This is a genomic window from Curtobacterium sp. 24E2 (assembly GCF_016925595.1).
Classification (GTDB): Bacteria; Actinomycetota; Actinomycetes; order Actinomycetales; family Microbacteriaceae; genus Curtobacterium.
Genome location: NZ_CP068987.1, coordinates 381,369 through 407,319 on the forward strand (window position 1 = coordinate 381,369; position 25,951 = coordinate 407,319).

The 25,951-nt window shown below is 71.1% G+C and carries 24 protein-coding genes and 5 pseudogenes; 10 read left to right on the plus strand and 19 right to left on the minus strand.

What is annotated here, in order from left to right:
- Window positions 1–503: 503 nt before the first annotated feature.
- Window positions 504–1,975 (plus strand): annotated as a pseudogene (locus JN350_RS01910) (NCS2 family permease).
- A gap of 141 nt (window positions 1,976–2,116) precedes the next feature.
- Here JN350_RS01910 and JN350_RS01915 read toward each other — a convergent pair.
- Window positions 2,117–2,569, minus strand: a complete 453-nt coding sequence (locus JN350_RS01915; protein WP_205463359.1) for a hypothetical protein — start codon at window positions 2,567–2,569, stop codon at window positions 2,117–2,119.
- A 132-nt stretch (window positions 2,570–2,701) separates the two neighbouring features.
- Between JN350_RS01915 and JN350_RS01920 the strand changes: the two genes are divergently transcribed.
- A complete protein-coding gene (locus tag JN350_RS01920; protein WP_111083527.1) occupies window positions 2,702–2,965 on the plus strand; it encodes a hypothetical protein in 264 nt (87 codons plus the stop codon).
- A gap of 19 nt (window positions 2,966–2,984) precedes the next feature.
- Here the strand turns inward: JN350_RS01920 and JN350_RS01925 are convergent, their stop codons facing one another.
- Together JN350_RS01925 and JN350_RS01930 are read right to left on the minus strand one after the other, a co-directional pair.
- Window positions 2,985–4,244 (minus strand): MFS transporter, encoded by a 1,260-nt coding sequence (locus tag JN350_RS01925; protein WP_240347478.1) that lies wholly within the window; start codon window positions 4,242–4,244, stop codon window positions 2,985–2,987.
- On the minus strand, window positions 4,241–4,813 hold the full coding sequence (locus JN350_RS01930) for an ArsR/SmtB family transcription factor (protein WP_205463361.1): 573 nt from the start codon (window positions 4,811–4,813) through the stop codon (window positions 4,241–4,243). The genes JN350_RS01925 and JN350_RS01930 overlap by 4 nt, the downstream gene beginning before the upstream one ends.
- Window positions 4,814–4,903: 90 nt before the next feature.
- On the opposite strand from JN350_RS01930, the gene JN350_RS01935 reads away from it, so the two are divergent.
- Window positions 4,904–5,419 (plus strand): DUF1697 domain-containing protein, encoded by a 516-nt coding sequence (locus tag JN350_RS01935; protein WP_205463362.1) that lies wholly within the window; start codon window positions 4,904–4,906, stop codon window positions 5,417–5,419.
- A complete protein-coding gene (locus tag JN350_RS01940; protein ID WP_205463363.1) occupies window positions 5,416–5,802 on the plus strand; it encodes a VOC family protein in 387 nt (128 codons plus the stop codon). The genes JN350_RS01935 and JN350_RS01940 overlap by 4 nt, the downstream gene beginning before the upstream one ends.
- Before the next feature lie 61 nt (window positions 5,803–5,863).
- On the opposite strand, the pseudogene JN350_RS01945 reads toward JN350_RS01940, so the two are convergent.
- Window positions 5,864–8,373: pseudogene (locus JN350_RS01945) on the minus strand (glycoside hydrolase family 65 protein).
- A 76-nt stretch (window positions 8,374–8,449) separates the two neighbouring features.
- The gene (locus JN350_RS01950; protein ID WP_205463364.1) at window positions 8,450–9,217 is read right to left on the minus strand and encodes an HAD family hydrolase; all 768 of its coding nucleotides are present in this window, start codon (window positions 9,215–9,217) and stop codon (window positions 8,450–8,452) included.
- Window positions 9,218–9,362: 145 nt separating this feature from the next.
- On the opposite strand from JN350_RS01950, the gene JN350_RS01955 reads away from it, so the two are divergent.
- Window positions 9,363–10,718, plus strand: a complete 1,356-nt coding sequence (locus JN350_RS01955) for an APC family permease (RefSeq protein WP_205463365.1) — start codon at window positions 9,363–9,365, stop codon at window positions 10,716–10,718.
- Window positions 10,719–10,742: 24 nt separating this feature from the next.
- Here the strand turns inward: JN350_RS01955 and JN350_RS01960 are convergent, their stop codons facing one another.
- The 3 genes from JN350_RS01960 to hxlB all read right to left on the minus strand — a co-directional run bounded on the left by JN350_RS01960 (window position 10,743) and on the right by hxlB (window position 12,847).
- Window positions 10,743–11,483 carry an alpha/beta hydrolase gene (locus JN350_RS01960; RefSeq protein WP_205463366.1) on the minus strand — a complete coding sequence of 247 codons (741 nt, stop codon included), beginning with the start codon at window positions 11,481–11,483 and terminating at the stop codon, window positions 10,743–10,745.
- A 162-nt stretch (window positions 11,484–11,645) separates the two neighbouring features.
- Window positions 11,646–12,272, minus strand: a complete 627-nt coding sequence (hxlA, locus tag JN350_RS01965; protein WP_205463367.1) for a 3-hexulose-6-phosphate synthase — start codon at window positions 12,270–12,272, stop codon at window positions 11,646–11,648.
- Window positions 12,273–12,283: 11 nt separating this feature from the next.
- Window positions 12,284–12,847: a 6-phospho-3-hexuloisomerase gene (gene hxlB, locus JN350_RS01970; RefSeq protein WP_205463368.1), complete on the minus strand. Its 564-nt coding sequence runs from the start codon at window positions 12,845–12,847 to the stop codon at window positions 12,284–12,286.
- Window positions 12,848–12,958: 111 nt separating this feature from the next.
- On the opposite strand from hxlB, the gene JN350_RS01975 reads away from it, so the two are divergent.
- Entirely contained in the window at window positions 12,959–13,804 is an 846-nt protein-coding gene (locus tag JN350_RS01975) for a helix-turn-helix transcriptional regulator (protein ID WP_205463369.1), read from the plus strand.
- Here JN350_RS01975 and JN350_RS01980 read toward each other — a convergent pair.
- The 8 genes and pseudogenes from JN350_RS01980 to JN350_RS02010 all read right to left on the minus strand — a co-directional run bounded on the left by JN350_RS01980 (window position 13,788) and on the right by JN350_RS02010 (window position 22,162).
- Entirely contained in the window at window positions 13,788–14,282 is a 495-nt protein-coding gene (locus JN350_RS01980) for a helix-turn-helix domain-containing protein (RefSeq protein ID WP_205463370.1), read from the minus strand. The genes JN350_RS01975 and JN350_RS01980 overlap by 17 nt on opposite strands.
- 103 nt (window positions 14,283–14,385) lie before the next feature.
- Window positions 14,386–15,075: a response regulator gene (locus JN350_RS01985; protein WP_123339421.1), complete on the minus strand. Its 690-nt coding sequence runs from the start codon at window positions 15,073–15,075 to the stop codon at window positions 14,386–14,388.
- Window positions 15,072–17,564, minus strand: a complete 2,493-nt coding sequence (locus tag JN350_RS01990; protein ID WP_205463371.1) for an ATP-binding protein — start codon at window positions 17,562–17,564, stop codon at window positions 15,072–15,074. Before JN350_RS01990 ends, JN350_RS01985 begins: the two co-directional genes overlap by 4 nt.
- A gap of 126 nt (window positions 17,565–17,690) precedes the next feature.
- Window positions 17,691–18,294 (minus strand): annotated as a pseudogene (kdpC, locus tag JN350_RS01995) (potassium-transporting ATPase subunit KdpC).
- Between the two features lie 2 nt (window positions 18,295–18,296).
- Entirely contained in the window at window positions 18,297–20,390 is a 2,094-nt protein-coding gene (gene kdpB / locus JN350_RS02000; RefSeq protein WP_205463372.1) for a potassium-transporting ATPase subunit KdpB, read from the minus strand.
- A pseudogene (kdpA, locus tag JN350_RS02005) lies at window positions 20,387–21,882 on the minus strand (potassium-transporting ATPase subunit KdpA). Before kdpA ends, kdpB begins: the two are co-directional and overlap by 4 nt.
- Before the next feature lie 35 nt (window positions 21,883–21,917).
- Window positions 21,918–22,073, minus strand: a complete 156-nt coding sequence (locus tag JN350_RS20455; protein WP_461963490.1) for a hypothetical protein — start codon at window positions 22,071–22,073, stop codon at window positions 21,918–21,920.
- Window positions 22,073–22,162 (minus strand): potassium-transporting ATPase subunit F, encoded by a 90-nt coding sequence (locus JN350_RS02010; protein ID WP_017887940.1) that lies wholly within the window; start codon window positions 22,160–22,162, stop codon window positions 22,073–22,075. Before JN350_RS02010 ends, JN350_RS20455 begins: the two co-directional genes overlap by 1 nt.
- 259 nt (window positions 22,163–22,421) lie before the next feature.
- Between JN350_RS02010 and JN350_RS02015 the strand changes: the two genes are divergently transcribed.
- Window positions 22,422–22,772 (plus strand): hypothetical protein, encoded by a 351-nt coding sequence (locus tag JN350_RS02015; RefSeq protein ID WP_205463373.1) that lies wholly within the window; start codon window positions 22,422–22,424, stop codon window positions 22,770–22,772.
- A gap of 19 nt (window positions 22,773–22,791) precedes the next feature.
- Here the strand turns inward: JN350_RS02015 and JN350_RS02020 are convergent, their stop codons facing one another.
- Both JN350_RS02020 and JN350_RS20460 read right to left on the minus strand, forming a co-directional pair.
- Window positions 22,792–23,502, minus strand: a complete 711-nt coding sequence (locus tag JN350_RS02020) for a helix-turn-helix transcriptional regulator (RefSeq protein WP_461964345.1) — start codon at window positions 23,500–23,502, stop codon at window positions 22,792–22,794.
- 105 nt (window positions 23,503–23,607) lie between these two features.
- A pseudogene (locus JN350_RS20460) lies at window positions 23,608–23,793 on the minus strand (hypothetical protein); the annotation flags it as partial.
- A 9-nt stretch (window positions 23,794–23,802) separates the two neighbouring features.
- Here JN350_RS20460 and JN350_RS02025 point away from each other — a divergent pair.
- Both JN350_RS02025 and JN350_RS02030 read left to right on the plus strand, forming a co-directional pair.
- Window positions 23,803–24,222: a VOC family protein gene (locus JN350_RS02025; protein ID WP_205463374.1), complete on the plus strand. Its 420-nt coding sequence runs from the start codon at window positions 23,803–23,805 to the stop codon at window positions 24,220–24,222.
- Between the two features lie 96 nt (window positions 24,223–24,318).
- Window positions 24,319–24,852, plus strand: coding sequence for a hypothetical protein (locus tag JN350_RS02030; RefSeq protein WP_205463375.1), 534 nt, complete (start codon window positions 24,319–24,321; stop codon window positions 24,850–24,852).
- 13 nt (window positions 24,853–24,865) lie between these two features.
- Here the strand turns inward: JN350_RS02030 and JN350_RS02035 are convergent, their stop codons facing one another.
- On the minus strand, window positions 24,866–25,678 hold the full coding sequence (locus JN350_RS02035) for a putative RNA methyltransferase (protein WP_205463376.1): 813 nt from the start codon (window positions 25,676–25,678) through the stop codon (window positions 24,866–24,868).
- Window positions 25,679–25,802: 124 nt separating this feature from the next.
- Here JN350_RS02035 and JN350_RS18835 point away from each other — a divergent pair, with 124 nt between their 5' ends.
- The gene (locus JN350_RS18835; RefSeq protein WP_240347479.1) at window positions 25,803–25,949 is read left to right on the plus strand and encodes an SDR family oxidoreductase; all 147 of its coding nucleotides are present in this window, start codon (window positions 25,803–25,805) and stop codon (window positions 25,947–25,949) included.
- Window positions 25,950–25,951: the final 2 nt, after the last annotated feature.

Below are 25,951 nucleotides of genomic sequence, written 5' to 3' on the forward strand. Positions count from 1 at the left end.
GAGGACGCAGAGCAGCTCGAGGTCGAGCTGCTCTGCGGTGTCGACGACGGTGTCGTACCACTGCCAGTCCCATCGGCTGGACATGGCCTGCGGCACGAACCAGTCCACCCGGTAGGAGTCGCACCCGAACACCTTGGCGAGTTGGAGTTGCTGCACCACGTCGGCTGCCGGGTAGGAGAAGCCGTCGATCCAGGGGTGGTGTGCTCCGACGCCGAACCGCAACGGCATCCCGCGCGCTCTCGGTCCCGCGGTGCCGGACACGCCCGCGGCCGATCGCGGTCCCCCGGAAGCGAGCGATCCGCCGAGCAGGGTGGCCCCCGCCGCTTGGAGGAGCGTGCGACGGCGGGGCATCGCGGGCCGGTGACTCGACTGGTTGCTGTGCATCCACACAGGCCAAGGAGCGTCCTGCACCAGCGCCCAAGAGTTCGTATATCGCGCGAGAGCTCGCGCTCTGTGAGGATCCTGTGACATGCCGGAAACCCAGCAGGCTTTAAACTTGCTCGGTGAGCGCCCCGCAGACCGACACCCCACCCCGGAACCGCTTCGCGACCGGCCTCGATCGATACTTCTCCATCACGAAGCGCGGATCCACGATCCCGCGCGAGGTGCGAGGCGGAGTCGTCTCGTTCGTGACGATGGCGTACATCGTCATCCTCAACCCGCTGATCCTCGGCGGGTTCAGCGCCGACCAGGCCGCCAAGGACGTCTCCGGCGGCTGGCTCGAGAACGCGCAGGTCGCCGCCGCGACCGGCCTCGTCGCCGGCCTGATGACGATCGCCATGGGCGTCATCGCGAACCTGCCGTTCGGCATCGCCGCGGGCCTCGGGATCAACTCGTTCCTGGCCGTCAGCGTCGTGCAGCAGGTCACCTGGGCCGAGGCGATGGGACTCGTCGTCATCAACGGCGTGATCATCGTGATCCTGGCGTTGACGGGGATCCGGACGATGATCTTCACAGCCGTCCCGGCGCAGCTGAAGGCCGCGATCACCGTCGGCATCGGCCTGTTCATCGCCTTCATCGGCCTCGTCGACTCGGGCTTCGTGCGCTCGTCCGGGCTCGCGTCGCCGCCACTGCAGCTCGGTGAGGACGGCTCCGTCGGCGCCCTGCCGACCATCGTGTTCCTGATCGGCCTCGTCATCATCGGCACGCTCATGGCCCGCAAGGTCAAGGGCGCCCTGCTCATCGGGATCGTCGCCACGACGATCATCGCGATCATCCTGCAGGCGATCTTCCAGGTGCCGACGTCGGTCGACTCGAAGACCGGCTGGAACCTCAACGCCCCCGGTCTGCCGAGCGCGCTGTTCGCGTTCCCCGACCTCTCGCTCGTCGGCCACGCCGACCTGTTCGGCGCGTTCAGCCGCATCGGGCCGTTGGCCGCGTCGATGCTCGTCTTCACCCTCGTGTTCACGAACTTCTTCGACGCGATGGGCACCATGACCGGCCTGGCGAAGGCCGCCGGCGTCGCGAAGCCCGACGGCACGTTCCCCGCCTGAAGTCGGCGCTCGTCGTCGAGGGCGTCGGCGCGATCGCCGGCGGCGGCGCCTCGGTGTCGTCGAACACCGTCTTCATCGACTCCGCCGCCGGCATCGGCGAGGGCGCACGCACCGGCATGGCGTCGGTCGTCACCGGCCTGCTGTTCCTGGCGTCGATGTTCCTCACCCCGCTCACACAGGTCGTGCCGCTCGAGGTCGCCGCTGCCGGGCTCGTCGTCGTCGGCGCCCTGATGGTGGCGCAGGTGGCAGACATCTCCTGGACGGACTTCGGGTCGGCCCTGCCCGCGTTCCTGACGATCGTCGTCATGCCGCTCACCTACTCGATCGCGAACGGCATCGGCGTGGGCTTCATCAGCTGGGTCCTCATCAAGCTGCTGTCCGGCCGGGGTCGCGAGGTGTCGTGGCTGCTCTACGTCGTCGCTGCGGGCTTCCTGCTGTACTTCGCGCGGGGGCCACTCGAGGCGCTGCTCGGCGTCGGCTGAGGCCGGGCGGACCGCGCGCGGTCCGCTTCTACGGTGCGCTTGCCTCCCGCACAACCGAAATCGGCTCGCGCCACGGAATTCCGTGGTGCGAGCCGATTCCGTCGTGCGGAGAGTGCCGACGCTCGGCCGGGAGGCCCGTGCTCAGTCCGGCAGGTCGCTCGGCGTCGCCTCGTGGTGACGTCGACCGCCGGACCGCCGGTCCTCCTTCATGCCCGCCTCGAACAGGTGGCGGCGCCCCTGCACGAGCTCGTCCCGCGCAGTGCGCTCGAGTTCCTTCGCCAGGGCGTAGTACCCGTCGTCGTAGTCCTCGACGACCTGGAACGTCCAGCGGCCGGCGATGACGTTGCGGCCCACGAGCTCCGTGTCGACGCGGTCGGCCAGTTCGGTGTGGCCCGCCTTCCGGAGCTGCTCGACGGCTTCGCCGAGGTTCAGGTCGGCGGTGCCCGTCAGACGGTGGAAGCCGTAGAGCAGGCCGCGGGCGTGCTCGATGACCTCGACCGCGGCCGACAGTGTGCCGAGCGCCTCGACCGTGGCCTCTGACACTCCCTCTGGGACCTGGTGCTGTGCGTCGGGGCCGTGATCATCGTTCGTCATGCTCCCCGTCTACACGAGGGCGTCTGCGACCGCGGACGGTCTCGTCCGCGACCCGCCGTCACGTCGGCGAGCGCTTGCGGGGTTTCGCCCGGCGACCTAGCATTCGAACACACGTTCGAACGAGGAGGCCCGATGATGATCACGGAGACGGCTGCCACGGTGTGGTGGTCCGAGGGCGCACCGAGCCGGCTGGTCTGGGGCGGGCGCCGTTGGCGGGTGAGCGACACCCCGACCCGTCTGACCGTGACGCGGGCCGAACTGCCGACCGCAATCACCCACGCCCCCGAGCGCACGGTCGGCTGGCGGTTCCAGGCCACGGCCGACGACGGGGACACGCTGGTGGTCGACATCGTGCCCGAGGGCAGCGGCTGGGGCGTCGCGCGGACGTGGACGTGAGCGCCGCCCCGGATGCGGACTACGTCGTCACGTGGTCGACCGGCGCCCGCTCCGGAGCCGGTCGTTCCATGAGACGCCAGGCGCCACCCGTCAGCGGCGCGAGCGTCACGACGGTGTAGAGCACGACGACCGCCCCGAACGTCGCCTGCACACCGACACCCTCGGCCGCGAACCCAGCGAGCAGTCCGCCGAGCGGGATCCCCGCCCACGACCCGGCTCCGAGCAGCCCGAACACCCGAGCGCGCATGTGCTCCGGGATGCGCTCGAGCTCGACGGCTCCGAGGATCGGGTTGAGTGACCCGGCGGCGAGGCCCGACACCGCCGAAGCCGCGAGCATCCACGGCAGCCCGAGGCCGAGCGCCGGCACCAGGAGCGAGGGCCCACCCGCGAGCACGAAGCACACGACGAACGTGATCCGACGGGGCACGCGGTGTGCGACGTACCCGAAGGCCACCGACCCGAGGAACGCCGCACCCCCGAAGGTCCCCGTCACGAAGCCCAGCGCCTGCGCCCCACCGAGGGTGTCGGCGGCGTAGAGCGGGAGCAACGTCGTCGATCGGGCCGCGTCGAGCAGGTTCGTGATCAGCACGAGGGCGATCACGAGCCGGAAGAACGGGTCGCGGACGCAGAACCGGAAGCCCTCGGCGATGTCCCGCCAGTACCCGCTGGTCGGAGCCGCGTCAGCGCTCACGGCCGCTGCGCCGTCGTCCGCTGGCCGGACGAGCACCGCAGCGAGCAGGGCTGCGGTGCCGAACGCCACCGCGGTGCAGACGAGCGCTGCCATCGGTCCCGCGGCGGCGACGAGCACCCCGCCGAGCGGTGCACCGATGAGCACCGAGAGTCGCTGGGACGCCTCGAAGTGACCGACCGCGCGCTCCAGCGGCACGCCGGCCGATCGTGCGAGGCCCGGGAGCAGAACCCGGCGTGCGGACTCCCCGGGCAGGTCGAAGAGGCCGCTCACGAACACGAGCGCCAGGAGCGCCCAGAACGGCAGACCCACCGTCCAGGCGAGGACCGGCATCGCCAGCAGGGTCGCACCGCTGACGAGGTCCGACGTCACGCTCGAACGGACGAACCCGACCCGCTCGACGAGCGCCCCGCCGAACGGGCCGCCGAGGACGATGGGCACCGTCGCGGCGAAGGCGGCGATCCCGACGTCCGTCGCCGAGCCACCCCGGGCCAGCACGGCGAAGGGCACGGCCACGGTCGTGACGACGTTGCCGGTCCGCGAGACGACCTGGAGCACGAGCAGTGCACGCAACCGTGCCCGGGCGTTCACGGTCGCCCCATCCGGTAGCTCTGGGTGACGGCGATGACGCGCTCCGACCCGTCGCCCGGTGTGTGCGCGTCGCTCACGGCCGTCCATCGCTCGACGACGGCACGCAGTTCGGCGCCGAGGCCGGTGAGTTCGTCGGCGGTCAGTCGCAGCACCTCGTCGGAACTGGTCGACGCCGCGACCCACTCGCGGCCGAGCACGGGCGCCTGGTCGATGAACCGCCCGTACTCGGCCGCGTACGCATCGGCGACGGTGTGGTCGAGTGCCGTCGTGGCGAGCATGCGTTCCGGGTCGTCGAGCGCATCGGCGAGGTCCCACGACGTGTGGTCCGCAGTGGCACGCCACCACCGCTCCCGCCGGTCGGAGCCGAGCTCCGGCGCCGGCTCGATGAAGTCCGCGTCGGCCAGACGCTTGCAGTGGTAGCTGATCGTGCCGGGTGCCTCGTCGATCTCGTCGCCGAGCATCGCGGCGGTCTGCGGTCCACCGGATCGCAGGAGCCCGACGATCCGCAGTCGGGTCGGGTGGGCGAGGGCGCGCATGTGGGCGGCGTCGTCGAGTCTGCGCACGGTCATGCTCTGAGAATAGATGCACAAGAACTCTTGCGCAATGCTTCTTGTGTAGTTGATCGACTGGGACCGCCGCCACCGCGCTACGGTTCCGGCATGGCGAAGTGGATCGCGCTGCTGCGCGGAGTGAACGTCAACGGCATCACGATCAAGAACGCCGACCTCGCGGAACTGCTCCGCGGACTCGGCTTCGACGACGTCCGCACGGTGCTCGCGTCCGGCAACGTGGTGTTCGGCGCGGACGCCGATGCGCCGACCCTGAAGGCCACGATCGAACAGGCGCTCCGCGAGCGCTTCGGCTACGACGCGTGGATCGTGCTCGTCCCGCACGACGACCTCGAAGGCATCGTCGAACGGTTCCCGTTCGACCGGGCCGACGATCGGCACGACTACGTGGTGTTCGGCTCCGACGACGACGCCCTCGACGCGCTGCTCGCCGACCTCACGCTCGACGCCGCCGTGGAGCAGGTCGCCCGGGGTGACGGGGTCGTGTACTGGTCCTGCCCGAAGGGGTCGAGCACGGACACCGTGTTCGCGAAGCGGGCCGGAGCAGCACGCTTCAAGCGCACGACCACGACGCGCAACACGAACACGCTCCGGAAGCTCCTGTGACCCGAGGCGCCCTGCACCACGTCGAGCTCCGCACCGCCCACCTCGACACGGCGAGCAGCGCGTGGGGCTGGCTGCTCGGCGAGCTCGGGTACACGCCGTTCCAGGCGTGGCCTGCGGGCCGGAGCTGGCGACTCGGTGACGTCTACGTCGTGCTCGAGACCGCGCCGCTCGACGGCACGCACGACCGTCGACGGCCCGGTCTGAGCCACCTTGCGTTCCACGCCGGCGATGCCGAGCAGGTCGAGCAGCTGTGGTCGGACGCGCCGAGGCACGGGTGGACCCGCCTGTACGAGGACCGGCACCCGTTCGCCGGCGGACCGGACCACCGTGCAGCCTTCTTGGAGGACACCGAACGCTTCAAGGTCGAGCTCGTCGCGAGCTGACCGGGTCGAGCTGGCCCCTGCCGACAGCCGACAGCCGACAGCCGACAGCCGACGTGACGCCCTACGCGGTCGTCTCGTCCACGTCGAAGTCGCGCTGGAGCGAGATCGTCGGGATCGACGCCGTGATCACGGAGCCGTCGGCGCGGAGCGTGCCCTGGATGTCGCTCGTGGTCGGTGCGTGCCCGGACATCCGCGGCCCCTGGTGCGGGAGCGGGACCACGGTCGGCTCGCCGGCCTCGATGTCCCACTGCTGGTTGTGCACCCAGGCGGTGAAGCCCGAACCCGTCTCGACCGTGAAGGTCATGGCGTCCTGCCCGAGGTCGACCCGGACCCGCGACCCGCGCACGGTCAGTCGGTAGGTCAGCGAGTCCCAGTGCCGCGGCAGTCGCGGGTTGAACGTCATCCGGCCGCCGTGGTCGCGCATGCCGCCGAACCCGTTGACGAGCGCACCCCAGATGCCACCGGTCGACGCGATGTGCACGCCGTCCGAGGTGTTGCCGTGCAGGTCGGCCAGGTCGACGTAGAGCGCCGTCTGGAAGTACTGGTCGGCGAGGTCGTGGTAGCCGACCTCGGCCGCCATGATCGACTGCACGACCGCCGACAGCGTCGAGTCGCCCGTGGTGAGCGCGTCGTAGTAGTCGAAGTCGCGGCGCTTCTCGGCCGCGGTGAACTCGTGCCCCTGCAGGAACAGCGCGAGCACGACGTCGGCCTGCTTGAGCACCTGGAACCGGTAGATGACCAGCGGGTGGTAGTGCAGCAGCAGCGGGCGCTTGGACTCGGGGGTGTTCTCGAGGTCCCAGAGTTCCTTGTCGAGGAACTGGGCGTCCTGCGGGTGGATACCACGGTGCGGGTCGAAGGGGATCTCCATCGACTCGGCGGCGTGCTCCCACTCGACGAGCTCGTCGGGGCGCAGACCGGTGCGCCGGATCATCCGGTCGTACTCTTCGACGTCGTCGGCCGCGAGTTCGCGGCACGCGTTGACCGCGAACCACAGGTTCGCCCGCGCCATGACGTTCGTGTAGAGGTTGTCGTCGACGACGGTCGTGTACTCGTCGGGTCCGGTGACGCCGTCGATGTGGAACTTCTTGTCGCCGTTGGAGCGCCAGAAGCCGAGGTCCGCCCACAGCCGAGCGGTCTCGACGAGCACGTCGATCGCCCCGCGCTTGAGGAACTCGGTGTCACCGGAGGCCCGCACGTACTGCATCAAGGCATGGGCGATGTCGGCGTCGATGTGGTACTGCGCGGTGCCGGCGGCGTAGTACGCGCTCGACTCCTCACCGTTGATCGTTCGCCAGGGGAACAGGGCCCCCGCTGGTTCAGCTCGCGTGCCCGCGAGCGTGCGGCGTCGAGCATGTTGTAGCGGAACCGCAGCGCGTTCCGGGCGACGATCGGCGCCGTGTACGACAGGAACGGCAGGACGTAGATCTCCATGTCCCAGAAGTAGTGCCCGCCGTAGCCGGAGCCGGTGACGCCCTTGGCGGCGATGCCGTGCCCGTCGGTGCGGGCCGTGGCCTGCGCGAGCATGAACAGGTTCCACCGGACCGCCTGCTGGATCTCCGGCTGCCCGGCGATCTCGACGTCGCTCCGGGCCCAGTAGTCGTCGAGCCAGACGCGCTGCTTCTCGAACGTCTCGTCGATGTTCTCGGCGTGCGCCCGGTCGAGCGTGCGGTCGCAGCGGTCGGCGAGTTCGCGCACCGGGACACCGCGGGAGGTGTGGTACACCACGTGCTTGACGAGTCGGATCGGCTGCCCGGCGCGCGCCTGGACGCGGTAGACGTGCTTCGCCAGGTCGTCGTCGATCGACGACGACTCGTCCCAGCTGTTCTCCGTCTCGAGGTGGTGTTCCACACCGACGCAGATCGTCATGCCGGAGCTCGACGCCTGGTACCCGAGCAGGGAACGGGCGCCGGTGCTGCGCTTGAGCTTCGGTTCGAGCACCCGGTCGGTGAAGGCCTCGGCCTTGCGCGGGTCGAAGGCGTTCGCGGCTGCCCGCATCCCCGCGTGGTACTCGTCCTGCACGTCCTGGCGGTTGAGGATCTGGCTGGACAGCAGGATCGAGGCGTCCGCGTCGAGCACGGTGACCTCGTAGTCGATGACGGCGAGGTGTCGATCGGTGAACGACACCAGGCGGCGGGACCGGATGAGCACGCGCTTGCCGGACGGCGTCGACCACTCGGTCTCGCGGAACAGGTAGCCGCCGCGGAACTCGAGGCGCCGCGTGTGGCGGAGGATGTCGGCCTCGGCCAGCACCAGGGGTTCGTCGTCGACGTACAGGCGGATCACCTTGGCGTCGGGCGCGTTGATGATCGTCTGGCCGGTCTTGGCGAACCCGAAGGCGTCTTCGGCGTGCCGGATCGGCCAGGTCTCGTGGAACCCGTTGATGTACGTGCCGTACTGCACGCCGCCACGGCCCTCGTCGAGGTTGCCGCGCAGGCCGAGGTACCCGTTGCCGACGGCGAAGTTCGTCTCGGCGACGCCCTGCTGGTCGGGGGTGTACTCGGTCTCGACGAGTGCCCACTCGTCGATCGGGTACCGGACGCGGTCGAGCGGGTCCGAGGTGATGGGGTTCATGGTGCTCCGTGGGAAGGGAGGGTGGCGTGGGGACGTCGGTTCGACCGGGAGGCGCGGCTCGCCTCCGGCGCGCTGGCTACGTCGTGCTGGTGATCGCGTGGGGAAGGTCAGCGACCAGGTCGGCGAGGTCCGTCACGACGACGTCGGCACCGTGTTCACGCAGCGCATCGGCGCCCGCTCCGCGGTCGACCCCGACGACGAGCCCGAAGGCCCCGTTCCGGCCGGCTTCGACACCACTGGTGGCGTCCTCGACCACGACGCACTCGGCGGCGGTCAGTCCGAAGCGCCCGGCGGCGTCCAGGTAGGTGTCGGGAGCGGGCTTGCCGGCGAGGCCGTCCTGGCGGGCGACGAGCCCGTCGACCACGACGGTGAACCGGTCGAGGATGCCGGCGGTCCGCAGCACCGAGACGGCGTTCGCGGAACTCGAGACGACCGCGACGTGGAAGCCGGCGTCGATCGCGGCGGTGAGGAACCGGAGCGAGCCGGGGTACGGCTCGACGCCGTGCTCGTCGAGCTCGGCGGTGAACTCGGCGTTCTTCCGGTTGCCGAGACCACACACGGTGTCGTCGTCCGGGCCGTCGTCCGGGGTGCCCTGCGGCAGGTCGATGCCCCGTGACTCGAGGAGCGACCGCACGCCGTCGTACCGCGGCTTGCCGTCGATGTACGCGAAGTAGTCGGCCTGCGTGTACGGCGCGACCCCGTGCGCCTCGAGGTACGGCGTGAAGAGCCGGCTCCAGGCGCGCATGTGCACGTCGGCGGTGGGGGTGAGGACACCGTCCAGGTCGAACAGGAGCGCTCGCGTGTCCGCGAGTCGCGCGGGTGTGCGCCGGGTCGGCGTCGTCATCTGCAGCCCTTCAGGGAACCGGGTTCGTGGACGTTGCTCTCGTCGAGTCTAGGACCGCTCCAGCACGGGTGTTCAACCGCGCCCGGCGGCCTGTGAACTCCCTGAGCCGACGGTCGACACGCTGGTCCGGACGGAAGGCTCCACCATGACCAGCGACACCGCGGCGCCCCAGCACGACGGTGCCGGATCCAAGCTCAGGCAGGCCATCACCGGGCCGCTCCTGTACCTGTTCATCCTCGGCGACGTCCTCGGCGCCGGGATCTACGCCCTGATGGGCACCCTGTCGAAGGACGTGGGCGGTGCGCTCTGGGCGCCGCTCCTGCTCGCGCTGCTGCTGGCTCTGCTCACCGCGGGCTCGTACGCGGAGCTCGTGACGAAGTACCCGAAGGCCGGCGGTGCTGCGGTGTTCGCCGAGCGCGCCTACAGGACGCCCATCGTGTCGTTCCTGGTCGGCTTCAGCATGCTCGCGGCGGGGGTCACGAGCGCCGCGGGGCTGTCACTCGCGTTCGCCGGCGACTACCTCGGCACGTTCGTCGACCTGCCACCCGTCCCGACCGCGATCGTGTTCCTCGCGCTGATCGCCTGCCTGAACGCCCGCGGCATCTCGGACTCGCTGAAGAGCAACGTCGTGATGACCGTCATCGAGGTCTCCGGCCTCGTCATCGTCATCGTGGTCGTCGCCGTGATGCTCGGCGGCGGAGGTGGCGACGTCTCCCGCATCGGCGAGTTCCCCGCCGAGGCGAACCCCGCCCTCGCGACCCTGAGCGCGGCGATCGTCGCCTACTACTCGTTCGTCGGCTTCGAGACCTCGGCGAACGTCGCGGAGGAGGCCCGCGAGCCGAGCCGGGTCTACCCGAAGGCCTTGTTCGGAGCCCTCGCCACCGCGGGCGTCGTCTACGTCCTCGTCGGGCTCGCCAGCTCGATCGCGTTGCCGGCGTCCGAACTGTCGGACTCGACCGGGCCGCTCCTCGCCGTGGTGTCGGCGAGCGGGGTCCCGATCCCGGACTGGGTCTTCAGCCTCATCGCCCTGGTCGCCGTCGCGAACGGCGCCCTGCTCACCATGATCATGTCGAGCCGGGTGACCTACGGCATGGCGGAGCAGCGTCTGTTGCCCGCGCTGTTGGCCAAGGTGCTGCCGAACCGGAAGACCCCGTGGACCGCCATCGTGGCGACCACCGTCGTCGCGATGCTCCTCACCCTGGTCGGCGACGTGGGGGTCCTGGCCGAGACCGTCGTGCTCCTGCTGCTCTTCGTCTTCATCAGCACGAACGTCGCCGTCCTGGTGCTGCGCCGTGACCGCGTCGACCACGACCACTTCCGGGTGTGGACGTTCGTCCCCGTGCTCGGCGTCGCGTCGTGTGTACTGCTGCTCACGCAGCAGAGCGGGCAGGTCTGGCTCTACTCGGCGATCCTGCTCGCCGTCGGCGTGGTGCTGTACTTCGTCGCCCGGACCACCGGGCGACGCTCTGGACGCGACCACGAGGCGGGCGTCATCCGCTGACGCGACGCGCCACGGGCCTCCCGGTCAGCGCAGGCCAGGGGCCGGCGGCAGGTCGCGCGCCCACTCCTCGATCGCCGAGGAGATCTGCTCGCGGGCGGCCTCGCGGCTGATGGTCGCCGTACGGTCGCCCGGCTGGTCCCCGTAGGCGCCGAAGTCGGCGTGGTTCGAGCCCTGGACCTCGGTCATCGTCGCGGTCGACGGCAGCAGGTGCCGGGCGGCGTCGACCTTGTCCGGCGTCGAGAGCCCGTCACGCGAGCCCGAGACGCTCAGCACGTCGATGTACGACGTGCTGATGTCGTTCGCGCAGTAGCTGCCGAGCAGCAGCAGGCCGTCCGCGTCCTGCGCGAGCTGGCAGGCGCGGACCCCGCCCAGCGAGTGCCCGCCGACCGCCCAGGTCGCGACGTCCGGCGCGTGCGCCTCGAAGGTCGAGAGCGGCCGGGTGTCGAAGAACGCGAGGTTGAGCGTCGGCTTCGTGATGACGACCGTCGTGCCGTTCGCGACCACCTGCCGGAAGGTCGCCATGTACGCGTACGGATCGACCTTGGCACCCGGGATGAACACGATGCCCTTGCCGTCGGCCTGCCCCGTCGGCGTCATCACCACGGAGTCACCGGCGTCCTGGACCGACACGCGGTCGTCGCGCCAGACCTGCAGCGCGGCGCTCCGGGTGCCCTGCATGACGATGTGCGCCCAGACGAGGAACACCACCACGACCACCAGCAGCACGGCGACGATCCACGCGGTCCACCGCAGTACTCGGTTCATGCGACCACCGTACGGCGCATCAGCACCTCGTTCCGGACCTCGGGCAGGGCGCAGCTCGATCGTCACGCCTCGACGGTACTGGCGGAGGTCCCTCGGTGAGCAGAAATGGTCGGGTGCGGGATGCGCACTCGACCATTTCTGCTCACCATCGCGCCGCGGGCGCTACGCGGTGATCGCGGCGCGGATCTCGGCGGCTGCTGCGCCGACGTCCGACGCGCTGTAGATCGCGCTGCCGGCGACGGCGATGCGGGCACCGGCCTCCTGTACCGAGGCGACGGACGACGCGTTCACGCCACCGGCGATCGAGAACGGCACACCCGACTCCTTGCCGGCGTCGAGCAGCGTGGAGAACGTGAAGCCCTCTTCCGCCTGCTCGTCGAGCCCGGCGTGGACCTCGACGAACTCGGCACCGAGCGCGACGACCTCGCGGGCACGGGCGGCCTTGTCGTGGACGCCGATCAGGTCGACGACGATGCCCTTGCCGTGCTTCTTCGCGGCCTTGACGGCGCCGACGATCGTCGAGTCGCCGGCGACACCGAGGACGGTGACGAGGTCGGCACCCGCCGAGAACGCGATGTCGGCCTCGAGCTCGCCGGCGTCCATCGTCTTGAGGTCGGCGAAGACGATCTTGTCCGGGTGGGCTTCCTTGATCGCGGTGACGGCGGACAGGCCGGCGCTCTTGATCAGGGGCGTGCCGAGCTCGAGGACGTCGACGTGGGGCGCGGCCGCTGCGGCGAGTTCGAGGGCGGCTTCGGTGGTCAGGGTGTCCATGGCGAACTGGAGCTGCATGTGGATGCCTTTCATTCGAGGTTTGCGTGTCGGGGCCAGAGGTCGTCGGCGGACTGCCCGCCGCGGGACCAGAGCGTGTGGAACAGGGCGTCGCCGACCAGGGCGACGGCCTGTTCGAAGAGGCTGCCGGCGTACTGCGCCGAGGCCGTGCCGGAGCGGTCGGTCTTCGTCGCTGCCGGCAGCACGAGGGTGGTGTCCGCGACCTCGGACAACGGGGAGTCGTCGGTGGTCGACAGGGCGACGACGGACGCGCCGACGTCGTGCGCGGTGCGGGCCGCCTGCACGATGCCGGTGGTCGTGCCGGACCCGCTCGCGACGAGGAGCACGTCCCCTGGCCGGATCGCGGGCGTGGTGACCTCGCCGACGACGTGGACGTCGCGACCGAGGTGCATGAGCCGCATCGCGGTCATGCGCAGTGCGAGTCCGGAACGGCCGGCGCCGTGCACGAAGACACGGTCGGAGCGGTCGATCAGGTCGAGGGCGCGCTCAGCCGACGCGTCGTCGACGTTCGCGGCGAGGTCGGTGACCTCACGCACGATCACGTCGAACGCTGCGGGGACGGTGGGTTCTGCCATGTCCACGAGCATGCCGTCACGCGGCACGCCGCACCGCTACCCGCGTCGGCAGGCATCCCACCCGATCGGGTGGCCCCGTCCGCACGGGTGGGACAGGTAGGTTCGGCACCCATGGACGCCATCGCACCCGACCGGGAGGCCCATGGCGAGCCCGCCAGTCGGCTCGCCGCCTCGGAGCACGCCCGGACCGTCGCCGAGCAGGCGGACCGTCAGGCGCTCACCCTCGAGTCCGTGCTCGCCGTGCTCCGGTCGCCGCGGGTGTCCGATGCCGCCGCGCGGGCCGAGGCCGTCGAGATCGCGTCGGCAGCACTCGTCGACCTGCGCACCGAGACCGACCACCAGCGCAGCACCCTGCTCGAGCCGGTCACCGGGGCGTTCTCGCGCCTCCGAGCCGACCTGCGCCCGCTCGTCCGGTTCGGCGACCTCGACGTGCAGTTCGTCGAGCCGCCCACCACCGGGCGCGCGCTGCCCGGCGACGTCGCCCACGCGGCCCGCGCCATCGTCCGGACCGCCGTGCTCGCCCTGGTCGACGGTGGTGCGGCCAAGCGGGTCCGCATCCAGTGGGACTGCGACGGCCGGAACCTGCTCATGCAGCTCCGCGACGACGGGTCCGGCACCCTCGACGTGCACGACGACGCCATGCGGCCGATCGCAGAACGGGTCGTCACCCTCGACGGCCGCGTCCAGGTCTCCAGCACACCGGACTGGGGCTCGGTCCTCGACATCTCGTTGCCCCTCGACCCGTCACCGACCGAGGTGGACTCGGTCGCGGACGACGACCTCACCCCGCGGGAGCGCGACGTGCTGCGGCTGCTCGCGACGGGTGTCGGCAACCGCGAGATCGCCGAGGGCCTGGGCATCAGCGTCAACACCGTGAAGTACCACGTGGCGAACCTGCTCCGGAAACACGGGGCCCGCACCCGTGCCGAGCTCGCCGCCTTCAGTTCCCGGGCGTGACCCGCCGCGACCGCGACAGCGGGTACCGGCGGTCGAGCGAGGGTTCGACGACGGTCGCCATCAGGAACTGCGAGAGCAGCTTGCCAGCGGCCCAGTAGACGGGGATCACGAAGATCGTGAACCCGGTCCAGACCCCGGCACCGATGAGGGCGATCGTCCCGAGTGTCACGACGATGCCAACACCCGAGTAGAGGTACTGCCACCCCCGCGTCGCCGACTCGCGTTGCACCTGCTGCTGCTCCGCCCGCTCGTCGAGTCCGCGCACCCCGGGCTCGAGGGACTCCCGCTCCTCGGTGACGAACAGGTCCCGCACGGGCACCTCGAGCGCCGCGGCGACCGACGACAGCGACTCCAGGCTCGCGTCGTTGCCGCTCTCCATCCGCTGCACCGTCCGCACCGCGAGGCCGCTCGCCTCGGCCAGTCGTTCCTGGGTCCACCCGCGCAGTCGCCGCAGCTCCTCGATCCGCATCTCGTTCATGCCCTGAACACTAGGGATCCCCGGAACGACGCACCACGACACGGACCCGACACCTGCACGACAGCGACCCGCCAGTCACGCGACAGCGGTCCGACCGCCTTCGTCACCGCCCTCCCGGCGCGAAGCGGTAGCCCATGCCGGACTCGGTGACCAGGTACCGCGGGGTCGCCGAGTCGGGCTCGAGCTTCCGCCGCAGCTGCGCCATGTACAGCCGCAGGTACCCGGAGTCGTTGCCGTGTGACGGCCCCCACACCTCGGTCAGGAGCATCTCGCGGGTCATCAGCCGGTCGGGGTTCGTGACGAGCACCTCGAGCAGGCGCCACTCGGTCGGGGTCAGCCGGATCGCGGGACCGCTGGCCGGGGTGACCTGCTTCGCGACGAGGTCCACGACGAGGTCGCCGATCCGGATCGTCGGCGCGCTGTCGACACCGGCCGGGGCACGGCGTCGTCCGAGTGCCCGCAACCGCGCCAGCAGCTCGTCCATCTGGAACGGCTTCGTCACGTAGTCGTCCGCGCCGGCGTCGAGTGCGTCGACCTTGTCGGAGGAGTCGGTCCGTCCGGACAGCACGAGCACCGGCACCTGCGACCACCCCCGGATGCCCTCGAGCACCCCGATGCCGTCGAGCCGGGGCATGCCCAGGTCGAGCAGCACCAGGTCGGGCCGTTCGGTGATGACGGCGTCGATCGCCGCACGGCCGTCCTTCGCCGTCACGACCTCGTACCCGCGGGCGGCGAGCGTGACGGAGAGGGCCCGGACGAGTTGCGCGTCGTCGTCGGCGATCAGGACCTTCACCGGAGCTCCACTCCCACGTGCCCGGCGATCGGCAGCCGCACCACGACGGTGAGCCCACCGCCCGGGGTGTCATCGACCTCGATCGTGCCGCCCATGCCCTCGGTGAAGCCCCGCGCGAGTGCGAGACCGAGCCCGAGGCCCGTCTCGTTGTCGGTGTCGCCGAGGCGCTGGAACGGCTGGAAGACCTCGTCGACCCGGTCCGACGGGATACCCGGACCGTGGTCGGCGATCCGGAGCTCGACCCCGCCGCCGAAGGCGCTCGCCGCGACGCGCACACGGGTGCCGTCGGGAGCGTAGCGGACGGCGTTCGCGAGCAGGTTCACGACGACCCGCTGCAGCAGGACCGGGTCGGCAAGCACCGGCGGCAGGTCGGCCGGCAGGTCGAGGTCGACGTCGTGGGGCCCGAGCTCGAGCTCGTCGAGCGCGGGGGCGACCACCGTGTCGAGGGCCAGCGGCCCGGACGCGACCGCGAGCACACCCGCCTGCACCCGGCTGACGTCCAACAGGTCAGCCAACAGCACCGCCAGCTGACCGAGGCTCTCGTCGGCGGTCGCGAGCAGTGCCTCCCGGTCGGCCCTGGACAGGTCGACGTCCAGCGCACGCAACGACTGGACGGCGGCCGAGGCGGCCGCGATCGGCCGACGCACGTCGTGGCCGACGGCCGCGAGGATCGCGCTGCGGACGCGGTCCGCCGCCGCGATCCGCTCCGCGTCCAACGCGGTGCGCGTCAACGAGCGGTGTTCGACCGCGGCATCGAGCTGCTGCTCGACGACACGCAGCAACCGGCGCTGGGTCGGGTCGTCCGCAGCGCCCGCGAACTCGAGCACGGCACCGGACGGGAGGCTCGTGGCCGCGTCCGGCGTCTCGCCGAACGTCCCCGACGTGGCGGGTTCCTCGTTCCCCTGCCGGATCCGGACGCCGGCAAACCCGAAGGCCTCGCGGGTGCGGTCGAGCAGGGCCTGCAGGGCGTCGTCGCCACGGAGGACGCTGCCGGCGATCCCCATCAACAGGCCGGACTCCGCCGCGGCGCGACGGGCAGCACGCGAACGTCTGGCGGACCGGTCGACCACGAAGCTGACGAGCACGGCGCTGATCACGTACATGACCAGGGCGAAGAGGTGCCACGGCTGCTGCACCGTGACCATGTGCAGGGGTTGGACGAAGAAGAAGTCGAGGCTCAGTCCGGACAGCACCGCCGTGAACACCGCCGGCCACATCCCACCGACGAGCGCCACGACGAGCACCAGCAACTGGTACGCCAGGACGTCCACGGTGATGGCGTCGGGGTCGCTGCCGATCGACAGGACCCAGGTGAGCAGGGGCCCGACCAGGACCGAGAGCACGAACGCGGCGAGGACCCGTCCGCGGGACAGACTGCCGCCGAGCTTCGGCAGGGCGAAGCCACCACCGGCGCGCTCGTGCGTGACGACGTGCACGTCGATGTCGCCTGACTCACGGATCACGGTGTTGCCGATGCCCGGGCCGGTCAGGGCCGCGGCGAGCCGACTGCGACGGCTGACGCCGATGACGATCTGGGTCGCGTCGATCGACCGCGCGAACCGCACGAGGGTCGACGGCACGTCGTCGCCGACCACCTGGTGGTACGTCCCGCCGAGCTGTTCGAGCAGGGTGCGCTGGGCACCGAGCGCCCCCGGGTGCCGCTCGCGCAGGCCGTCGTTCGTCGTCACGTGCACGGCCGCGAGTTCGCCCCCGGCACTGCGGGCAGCGATGCGGGCCCCGCGGCGCAGCAGGGTCTCGCCCTCGGGCCCGCCGGTCAGGGCGACGAGCACGCGCTCCCGGGTCTCCCACCGGTGCTCGATGCCGTGCTCGGCGCGGTAGGCCTTGAGCGCGTCGTCGACCTCGTCGGCCAACCAGAGCAGGGCGATCTCGCGCAGCGCGGTGAGGTTGCCGAGCCGGAAGTAGTTGGACAGCGCCGCGTCGATGCGGGCCGCTGGGTACACGAGCCCGTCGGAGAGCCGCTCGCGCAGGGCAGCCGGCGCCAGGTCGACGACCTCGATCTGGTCGGCCGCACGCACGACGGCGTCGGGGACGGTCTCGCGCTGCACGGTGCCGGTGATCTCGCGGACCACGTCGCCGAGGGACTGCATGTGCTGCACGTTCACCGTCGAGATGACGTCGATCCCGGCGTCGCGCAGCGCTTCGACGTCCTGCCAGCGCTTCTCGTTCGCACTGCCGGGAGCGTTCGTGTGCGCGAGTTCGTCGACGAGGGCGACCTCGGGTGCTCGCCGGAGGACCGCGTCGAGGTCCAGGTCGTCGAGCTCCACGCCGCGGTGGTCCACGGTGCGGCGCGGGACGACCTCGAGCCCGTTCACCAGCGCGGCGGTGGCGGCGCGTTCGTGCGTCTCGACCACGGCGACGACGACGTCACGGCCCTCGTCGAGCAGCCGGCGGCCCTCCTCGAGCATGGTGAACGTCTTGCCGACACCCGGTGCGGCACCGAGCAGGACCCGTAGCTTGCCGCGCTTCACGTGCTCATCCTCTCGCGTCGAGTTCCGCAGCAGGTGCGAAGCCGGGCGCAGGGCGGGATCGCGCCCCCGTGTGGTCATCGCGCCCCGGTGAGTCGGGGCGCGATGACCACCGCGGGGTGCGATCGATCACGAGGACGACTTCGCCAGCGCGAGGTTCAGGGCCAGCACGTTCACCACGGGTTCCCCGAGGAACCCGAGCTGCCGCGACTCGGTGTGCTCCGTCACGAGCGCCCGCACGTCGTCGGCCGACATGCCCCGCGCCGAGGCCACCCGCTGCACCTGCTGCAGCGCGTACTCGGGGCTGATGTCCGGGTCGAGACCCGAGCCCGAGGCCGTCACGGCGTCGGCCGGGACCTCGGACACGGGCACGCCGTCGGCCTTCGCGACCGCCTGCTGCCGCTCCTTGACGGCCTTGAGCAAGTCGGGGTTGTTCGGGCCGAGGTTCGAGCCGGACGACGCCGCGGCGTCGTACCCGTCCTCGCCAGCTGCGGAGGGCCGCGACTGGAACCAGCGATCGGCCTGCTTGCCGGAGAACGACTGCCCGATGAGCGAGGACCCCACGACGGCGCCGGACGAGTCGGTGACCTCCGAGCCGTTGGCCTGCTCGTGGAACACCCCTGGCCGACCCCCAGACGGCGAGCGGGTAGCCGACGCCGAGCACGACGGTGGCGAGCAGGGTGAGGCGGATGGCCACACCAGCGGAACGGACGGTGGAACGTGCAGATGCCATGACTAGAACCCCGGGATGAGACCGACCACGAGGTCGATCAGTTTGATGCCGATGAAGGGGACGATCACGCCGCCGAGCCCGTAGACGAGCAGGTTCCGGCCGAGGATCGACGACGCTGCGGCGGCGCGGTACTTGACGCCGCGCAGGGACAGCGGGATGAGCGCCACGATGACGAGCGCGTTGAAGACGACGGCCGACAGGATCGCGGACGACGGGCTGTGCAGCCCCATGATGTTCAGGGCCGCGAGCCCGGGGAACGCCGCCTGGAACATCGCCGGGATGATCGCGAAGTACTTCGCGACGTCGTTGGCGATGGAGAAGGTGGTCAGGGCCCCGCGGGTGATGAGCAGCTGCTTGCCGATGCGGACGACGTCGATGAGCTTGGTCGGGTCGGAGTCGAGGTCGACCATGTTGCCCGCCTCCTTCGCCGCCGTCGTGCCGGTGTTCATCGCGACGCCGACGTCCGCCTGCGCCAGGGCGGGGGCGTCGTTGGTGCCGTCGCCGGTCATCGCGACGAGGTTGCCGCCCTCCTGTTCACGCTTGATGTACGCGAGCTTGTCCTCCGGGGTGGCCTCGGCGAGGAAGTCGTCGACGCCGGCCTCGTGGGCGATCGCGGCAGCGGTGCGGGGGTTGTCGCCGGTGATCATCACCGTGCGGATGCCCATCGACCGGAGCTCGGCGAACCGTGACGCCATGCCGTCCTTGACGACGTCCTTCAGGTGCACGACGCCGAGCAACGTGACCGCGCCGTCCGAGGAGCGGCGACCGACGACGAGCGGGGTCCCGCCCTGGTCGGAGATCTCCGCGACGGTGGAGTCGATCGCGGCGACCAAACCGGCGTCGGGGGTGTCGGCCCAGGCGAGCACTGCAGCAGCGGCTCCCTTCCGGATCTGCGACCCATCCGGCAGGTCGAGACCCGACATGCGCGTCTGGGCCGTGAACGGCACCTCGACGGCCCCGTTCGGCAGTGCCGGCGTCACCCCGGCGTCCGCGGCGAGCGACACGATCGAACGACCTTCGGGCGTCGAGTCCGCAGCGCTCGACAGGGCTGCTGCTTCCATCAGCGAGGCCTCGCTCACACCCGGCACCGGCACCACGCGGGACGCCCGACGGTTGCCGTACGTGATCGTGCCGGTCTTGTCGAGCAGCAGGGTGGTGATGTCACCGGCGGCCTCGACCGCGCGACCCGACATCGCGAGCACGTTGTGCTGCACGAGCCGGTCCATGCCGGCGATGCCGATCGCGGAGAGCAGGGCGCCGATGGTGGTCGGGATGAGGCAGACGAGCAGGGCGATGAGCACCGGCACGCTGACGGTCGCACCGACGAGTCCCGCGATGGGCTGCATCGTCAGGCAGACGATCACGAAGACGATCGACAGCGAGGCGAGCAGGATGTTCAGCGCGATCTCGTTCGGCGTCTTCTGCCGGGCAGCACCCTCGACCAGACGGATCATCCGGTCGATGAAGGTCTCACCAGGGGTCGAGGTGATGCGCACGATGATCCGGTCGGACAGCACCCGGGTGCCGCCGGTGACCGCACTGCGGTCGCCGCCGGACTCGCGGATGACGGGCGCGGACTCACCGGTGACGGCTGACTCGTCGACCGACGCGATGCCGTCGACGACGTCGCCGTCGCCCGGGATCACCTCGCCTGCGACGACCACGACCACGTCACCCTTGGCCAGGTCGACCGACGCGACCTCCTCGGTCACGTTGCCGGTCGCCGCTGCGTCGACCGGGTCGTAGCCGAGCACCCGGCGGGCGCTCGTGGTCGAGCGGGTCTTCCGCAGCGTGTCGGCCTGCGCCTTGCCCCGCCCCTCGGCGACCGACTCCGCCAGGTTCGCGAAGACGACGGTGAGCCAGAGCCACACCGCGATGGCGATGGTGAACGCGGACGGTTCGACGACGGCGGCGGCCGTCGTCAGCGCTGCGCCGACCTCGACGATGAACATGACGGGGTTCCGCCACATGAGTCGCGGATCGAGTTTCCGCAGGGCTCCCGGAAGGCCCGCCACCAGTTGGCGGGGCCCGAATGCGGACGAGCGGGTGGCCGGCTCCACTGCGGTGCGCGGTTCCGGCTCGGTGGTCACGGTCATGACAGTCCTTCTGCGAGCGGGCCCAGTGCGAGCACCGGGAAGTAGGTGAGTGCGGTGACGATGACGGCGACGCCGCCGAGCAGCCCGATGAACAGCGGGCGGTGGGTGGGCAGGGTGCCGGCGGTCTCGGGCACGCGGTCCTGGGCGGCGAGGGACCCGGCGAGCGCCAGGACGAACACCATCGGCACGAAGCGGCCGAGCAGCATCACGACACCGAGCGCGGAGTTCATCCACGTGGTGTTCGCGGTGAGCCCGCCGAAGGCCGACCCGTTGTTGTTCGCACCCGAGGTGAAGGCGTAGAGCAACTCGGACAGCCCGTGGTTGCCGGGGTTGAAGATCGACGTGCCGAGCACCTGTTCGCGGACACCGGGGATCACGAGCGAGAGTCCGGTCGCGAGGAGCACCAGGGTCGGCGTGACCAGGATGTACAGCGCCGCGAAGGTCATCTCCTTCGCGCGGATCTTCTTGCCGAGGTACTCCGGGGTCCGGCCGACGAGCAGGCCGCCGATGAACACCGTGATGACGGCGAGCACGAGCATGCCGTACAGGCCGGAACCGACGCCGCCCGGGGTGACCTCGCCGAGCATCATGTTGAGCATCGCCATCATCCCGCCGATCGGCGTGAAGCTGTCGAACATGCCGTTCACCGCACCGGTCGACGTCGCGGTCGACGTCGTGCCGAAGAGCGTGGTGCCGAGGATCCCGAACCGGGTCTCCTTGCCCTCCATCGCGGCACCGGCTGCGTGCGTGGCGAGTCCGCCGCCACCGAGCTCGGCGATCGACATCACGGACAGGGACACGAGGAAGATCGCGCCCATCACGGCGAGGATCGCGTAGCCCTGGCGGTCGTCGCCGACCATCCGGCCGAAGGTGCGCGGCAGGGAGAACGGGATGACGAGCATCAGGAAGACCTCGACCAGGTTCGTCCACGCCTGCGGGTTCTCGAACGGGTGCGCCGAGTTGGCGTTGAAGTAGCCGCCGCCGTTCGTGCCGAGTTCCTTGATCGCCTCCTGCGACGCCACGAACCCGTCGGGCAGGTGCTGCGTGCCGCCGACCAGCGTGGTGACGTCGGTGCCGCTCCCCACGACTGGATGACGCCGCCGGCGACGAGCACGATCGCGAAGACGAACGCACCGGGCAGCAGCAGTCGACCGACGCCGCGGACGACGTCGACCCACACGTTGCCGAGCGTGCTGGACTTGCGGCGGGCGAACCCGCGCACCAGTGCCACGGCGACGGCGAGGCCGACGGCTGCGGACAGGAAGTTCTGCACCGCGAGGCCGGCCATCTGCACGCTGTACCCGACGGTGACCTCGGGTGAGTACGACTGCCAGTTCGTGTTCGCGACGAACGACGCCGCGGTGTTGAACGCGAGCGACGGGCCCACGGCGGGCAGCCCGAGGTCGCCGGGCAGGACGACCTGGATGCGCTGCAGCAGGTAGACGAGCAGGAGGCCGACGACGCTGAAGAGCAGCACGCCGCGCAGGTACACGGGCCACGACTGTTCGGCGTCCGGGTCGACCCCGATCAGCCGGTAGACCCCCGCTCGATCCGGTTGTGCCGGACGGGTGTGAAGACCCGGGCCATCCAGTCGCCGAGCGGCCGGTAGGCGACGACGAGCAGCAGGACGAGTGTGGCGACCTGGACGATCCCCGCCCAGACGTCCGCGGTGCCCGCGCCCATCAGAACCGCTCCGGACGCACGAGCGCCCAGACGAGGTACACGACTGCGGCGATGCCGAGGACGGCGGCCGCGATGGTGATGCCGATCACAGCCGTTCCACCCCTTGGCGATCAGTGCCACCACGCCGAACACGGCGAGGACACCGGCGACGACGAACACGTCGAACACGAGGGACTCCAGAAGGTCTGCGGTGTCCGCGCCGGGCGACGCGGACGGCACCACGTGTGGTGCCGAGACCGATGCTGGGTCCTGCACCGGGCCTCCAGGCCGCTCCTAACGGTTTCCTCACGCCGCCCTGGCGGACGCATGCGCCCCGCTAACACGCGCTCGCCGTCCTACGATCGGACCATGGTGATCCCCGCTCCCCCGACCCGCCCGGGCACGAGGGCGTCCGCCGTCGCCGGGAGCCTGCTCGCCACGGCCGTGGTGTCGATCGGCGCGCTGTGGGCGGTCGTCTTCGGTCCGCTCTGGCTCTTCGGCGAGCAGCGACAGCTCCTGCTGTGGTTCTGGGCCGTTCCCCTGGCGTTCGTGCCGTGGCTGGCCGCCATCGCGGCGCTCGTCCTCGCGCTGGTGGGGTGGTCGCGCGGGCGCGGGCGGAAGCGCGCGGCGTTGGCCGTCTGCTGCGCCGTGGTCGTCCTGCTGGCACCGATCGCGATGCTGTTCGGCCCGGGCAGCGCGCTCGTCGACACCTCGGTCTGAGGCCCGAACGGGTCCGTGCTCAGTCCGCGGCCGAGGCGCTGAGTCGTGCGGACAGCGCGCGGACCGAGCCGGCGAGGTCCTCGGGGCCCTCGACGACGAAGTCCACCGCGAACGCGGCGAACGCTCCGGCGAGACCCGGCCAGGACCACGAGCCGAGCGTCACCCGGCTCCGCTCGTCGGACAGGGGTTCGACGACGGCGTCCTCGGGCAGGTAGGGCCCGATCGTCCGTGCGTCGGCGGCCGTCATGGTGACCGAACCGACGCACGGCCAGGCGTCGGCCCGCGCCGATCCCTTGAACCGCGCCGACACGAAGGCCACGGGGTCGCCGCCGGGCACCGGTCGGGGTGTGAACGGCACGCGCGTGCGCACCCGCGGCGTGATCCGGTCGATGCGGTGGGTGCGCCAGTCGTCGCGGTCGAGGTCCCAGTCGAGCAGGTACCAGCGGCCGTTCCGCGCGATCACGGCGTGGGGTTCGACGCGGTGCGGGGTCTCGTTCTCGCCGTACCCGAAGCGGAACACCTCGCGCAGGTGGACGACCTCGCTCACCGCCACCAGGACGTCCGGGTCGGTCGTGGTCCGGCTCGTCGCGGTCACGGCCTGCACCGCGTCGACCCGTGACCGGAGCCGCGCGGGCATCACCTGCCGGACCGTCGCCAGTGCTCGGGCAGCCGACTCGGCGATGTCAGCGCCCGACGCGGGCGCGACGGCGAGTGCCAGGGCGATCGCCACGGCCTGGTCGTCGTCGAATAGCAGGGGCGGCAGGTCCGAACCCGCTGCGAGCCGGTACCCACCGGCGGGACCGCGCAGTGCCTCGACCCGGTACCCGAACTCGCGGAGCCGGTCGACGTCGCGGCGGACCGTGCGGGGGCTGACCTCGAGGCGTCCGGCGAGGCTCGTCGCCCGGCCAGTCGCGGTGCACCTGCAACAGCGACAGCAGCGTGAGCATGCGCGAGGAGGGTCCGGACATGTCGACCATTCTCGCCGAAGAAGCGGACACGATCTGACCGCATCGACGGTCATCCTCGTTCCATGAGCATCGAAACGACAACCCACCTCAACTTCGACGGCACCGCCCGCGAGGCCCTCGACTTCTACGCATCGGTCTTCGGCGGCGATGTCACCGCCGCCACCTACGGGCAGATGGGCGCCCTGGACGATCCCGCCTGGACGGACCGCGTCGTCTTCGGCCAGGTCTCCACCGACGCCGGGTTCCGGGTCATGGCGTTCGACGTCTGGCCCGGACAGCCCTACGACCAGGGATCGAACGCCTTCTACGTGTTCGTGCACGGCGACGACTCCGCCGAGATCGAACGGTACTGGGCCGCACTGTCCGAGGGCGCCGAGGTCCGACAGCCCCTGGAACCCTCGGCCTGGGCACCATTGGCCGGGCAACTGCGTGACCGCTTCGGTGTGGTCTGGCAGCTCGACGTCGCGGCTCCGACCGAGTGACGCGGCGGTGCGGTCGGGAAGGGCCTGCGCCGCACCGACGCTCGGACGTTTGTGAACCACTTCCCCACGGAAACCGGCCGCCGCTAGCGTGCTGGCATGCCCGAGTTCCGTCCGATGCCCGGCTACGAGCTCGGCGAAGGATGGGTGGCCGCCCGCCGACGCCGCTCCCGGTTCGGCCGCGTGTGGCGCTGGGTCGGCCCGCCGGTCGCGCTCCTCGCCGCCGTCGCGGCCGTCCTGCTGTTCCGCTGGTACGCGGGCGTGGCCGACCAGGTCGAGTGGGAGTGCGCGGTGTCCACCTGCGGCACGAACGACCCGCGGTCCTTCGCGCCGGAGGGGTGCTGGGCGCTCCTCGTGCTCGCCGGGCTCGGTACCGTCCGGGTCCCCGGGCGGTGGTGGTGGACGGGCGCGCTCCTGCTCGGGTTCGCACTCGTCGCCGCGTGGTCGATCGACTGGTGGCGGATGCCCGGGATCGACCTCGGGCTGTTCGTGACGCCGATCGGAGCCGGGAGCGTGGGCGCCGTCCTCCTGCTCGCCCGGACCGGGATGGCCGTCGACCGTGTGCGCGGGCGAGCCCACACCGCCCGTCGGCGGGCCGAACAGGACAGTCCGCGGGACGTGGGCGAGCGCTGACCCGGTCGGAGGATCAGCCCGAGCGGCTCCACGTACTGACCATCACGGTCGCGGTCACGCTCGTCGGCGCGAACACCTGCTCCGGAGCGACGTGGTGGTGGCTCGGCCCCATGTGCACGACATCGTGGACGTCCTCGGCGGAGAGGTCCATCGTCCACGTCAGGTCATCGGAGGACCGCAGGACGAACGACGGCGTGAGCGAGTCGTGCAGCCGCCGCTCCTTCTCCGGATCGACAGAGATCGTCGCCTCGGCCAGCTCCGCCAGGTGGCCGGTCCGCGGGGTCACGACGACCAGCACCCCGTCGGGGTGCAGGACGCGCGCGTACTCGGTCTGGTTGCGCGGTGCGAAGACGTCGAGGACGACGGCGGCAGCGTCGTCGACGACCGGGAGGCGCTCGGTCACGTCCCCGACGACGGCTCCGGCACGTTCGTGGACGCGGGCCGCCCGTCGGATCGCAATCGCCGACAGGTCCAGCGCAACACCGAGCCTCCCGTCCGCCGCGCGCAGCGCATGCGCCAGGTACGTCCCCGGACCGGAGCCGACGTCGAGCACGATGCCGGGTGCCGTCGCCTCGGCGACGACGTCGGCGAGCGCCCGCTCGACGGGCGCGTAGTGCCCGCGCCCCAGGAACCGCAGCCGGGCGTCGACCATCTCCGGGGTGTCCGCCGTGAGCGCGCGACGCTTCGCCGGCAGGAGCGTCAGGTGCCCCTGCCTGGCCTCGTCGAACCGGTGTCCGGTCGCGCAGCCGACCTGGCCGCCGTCGACCCGGCCGAGCGGCTCGGCGCACACGGGGCAGGCGAGCATCGGCAGCAGGTCGTCACGCACCGGCCCAGCGTACGGGGCCTCGCTAGCCTGGCCGGATGTCGCTGCAGGGGGTCACCTCCAACGTCCTCATCCCCGGTTTCGTGCGCCCCCGCTCAACGAGCGGCTCGGTTCCGACCCGGCGGCGGTGTCCGCCCTCGCGGCGCGGACGCTGGTCGGCCGGAACGGACTCGCGTCGGACTTCGCTGCCGCTGCCGTGTTCCTCGCCGGCCCTGGTTCGGCGTACGTCACGGGGCAGTCGATCGCGGTCGACGGCGGGTTCTCCGTGCGCTGAGC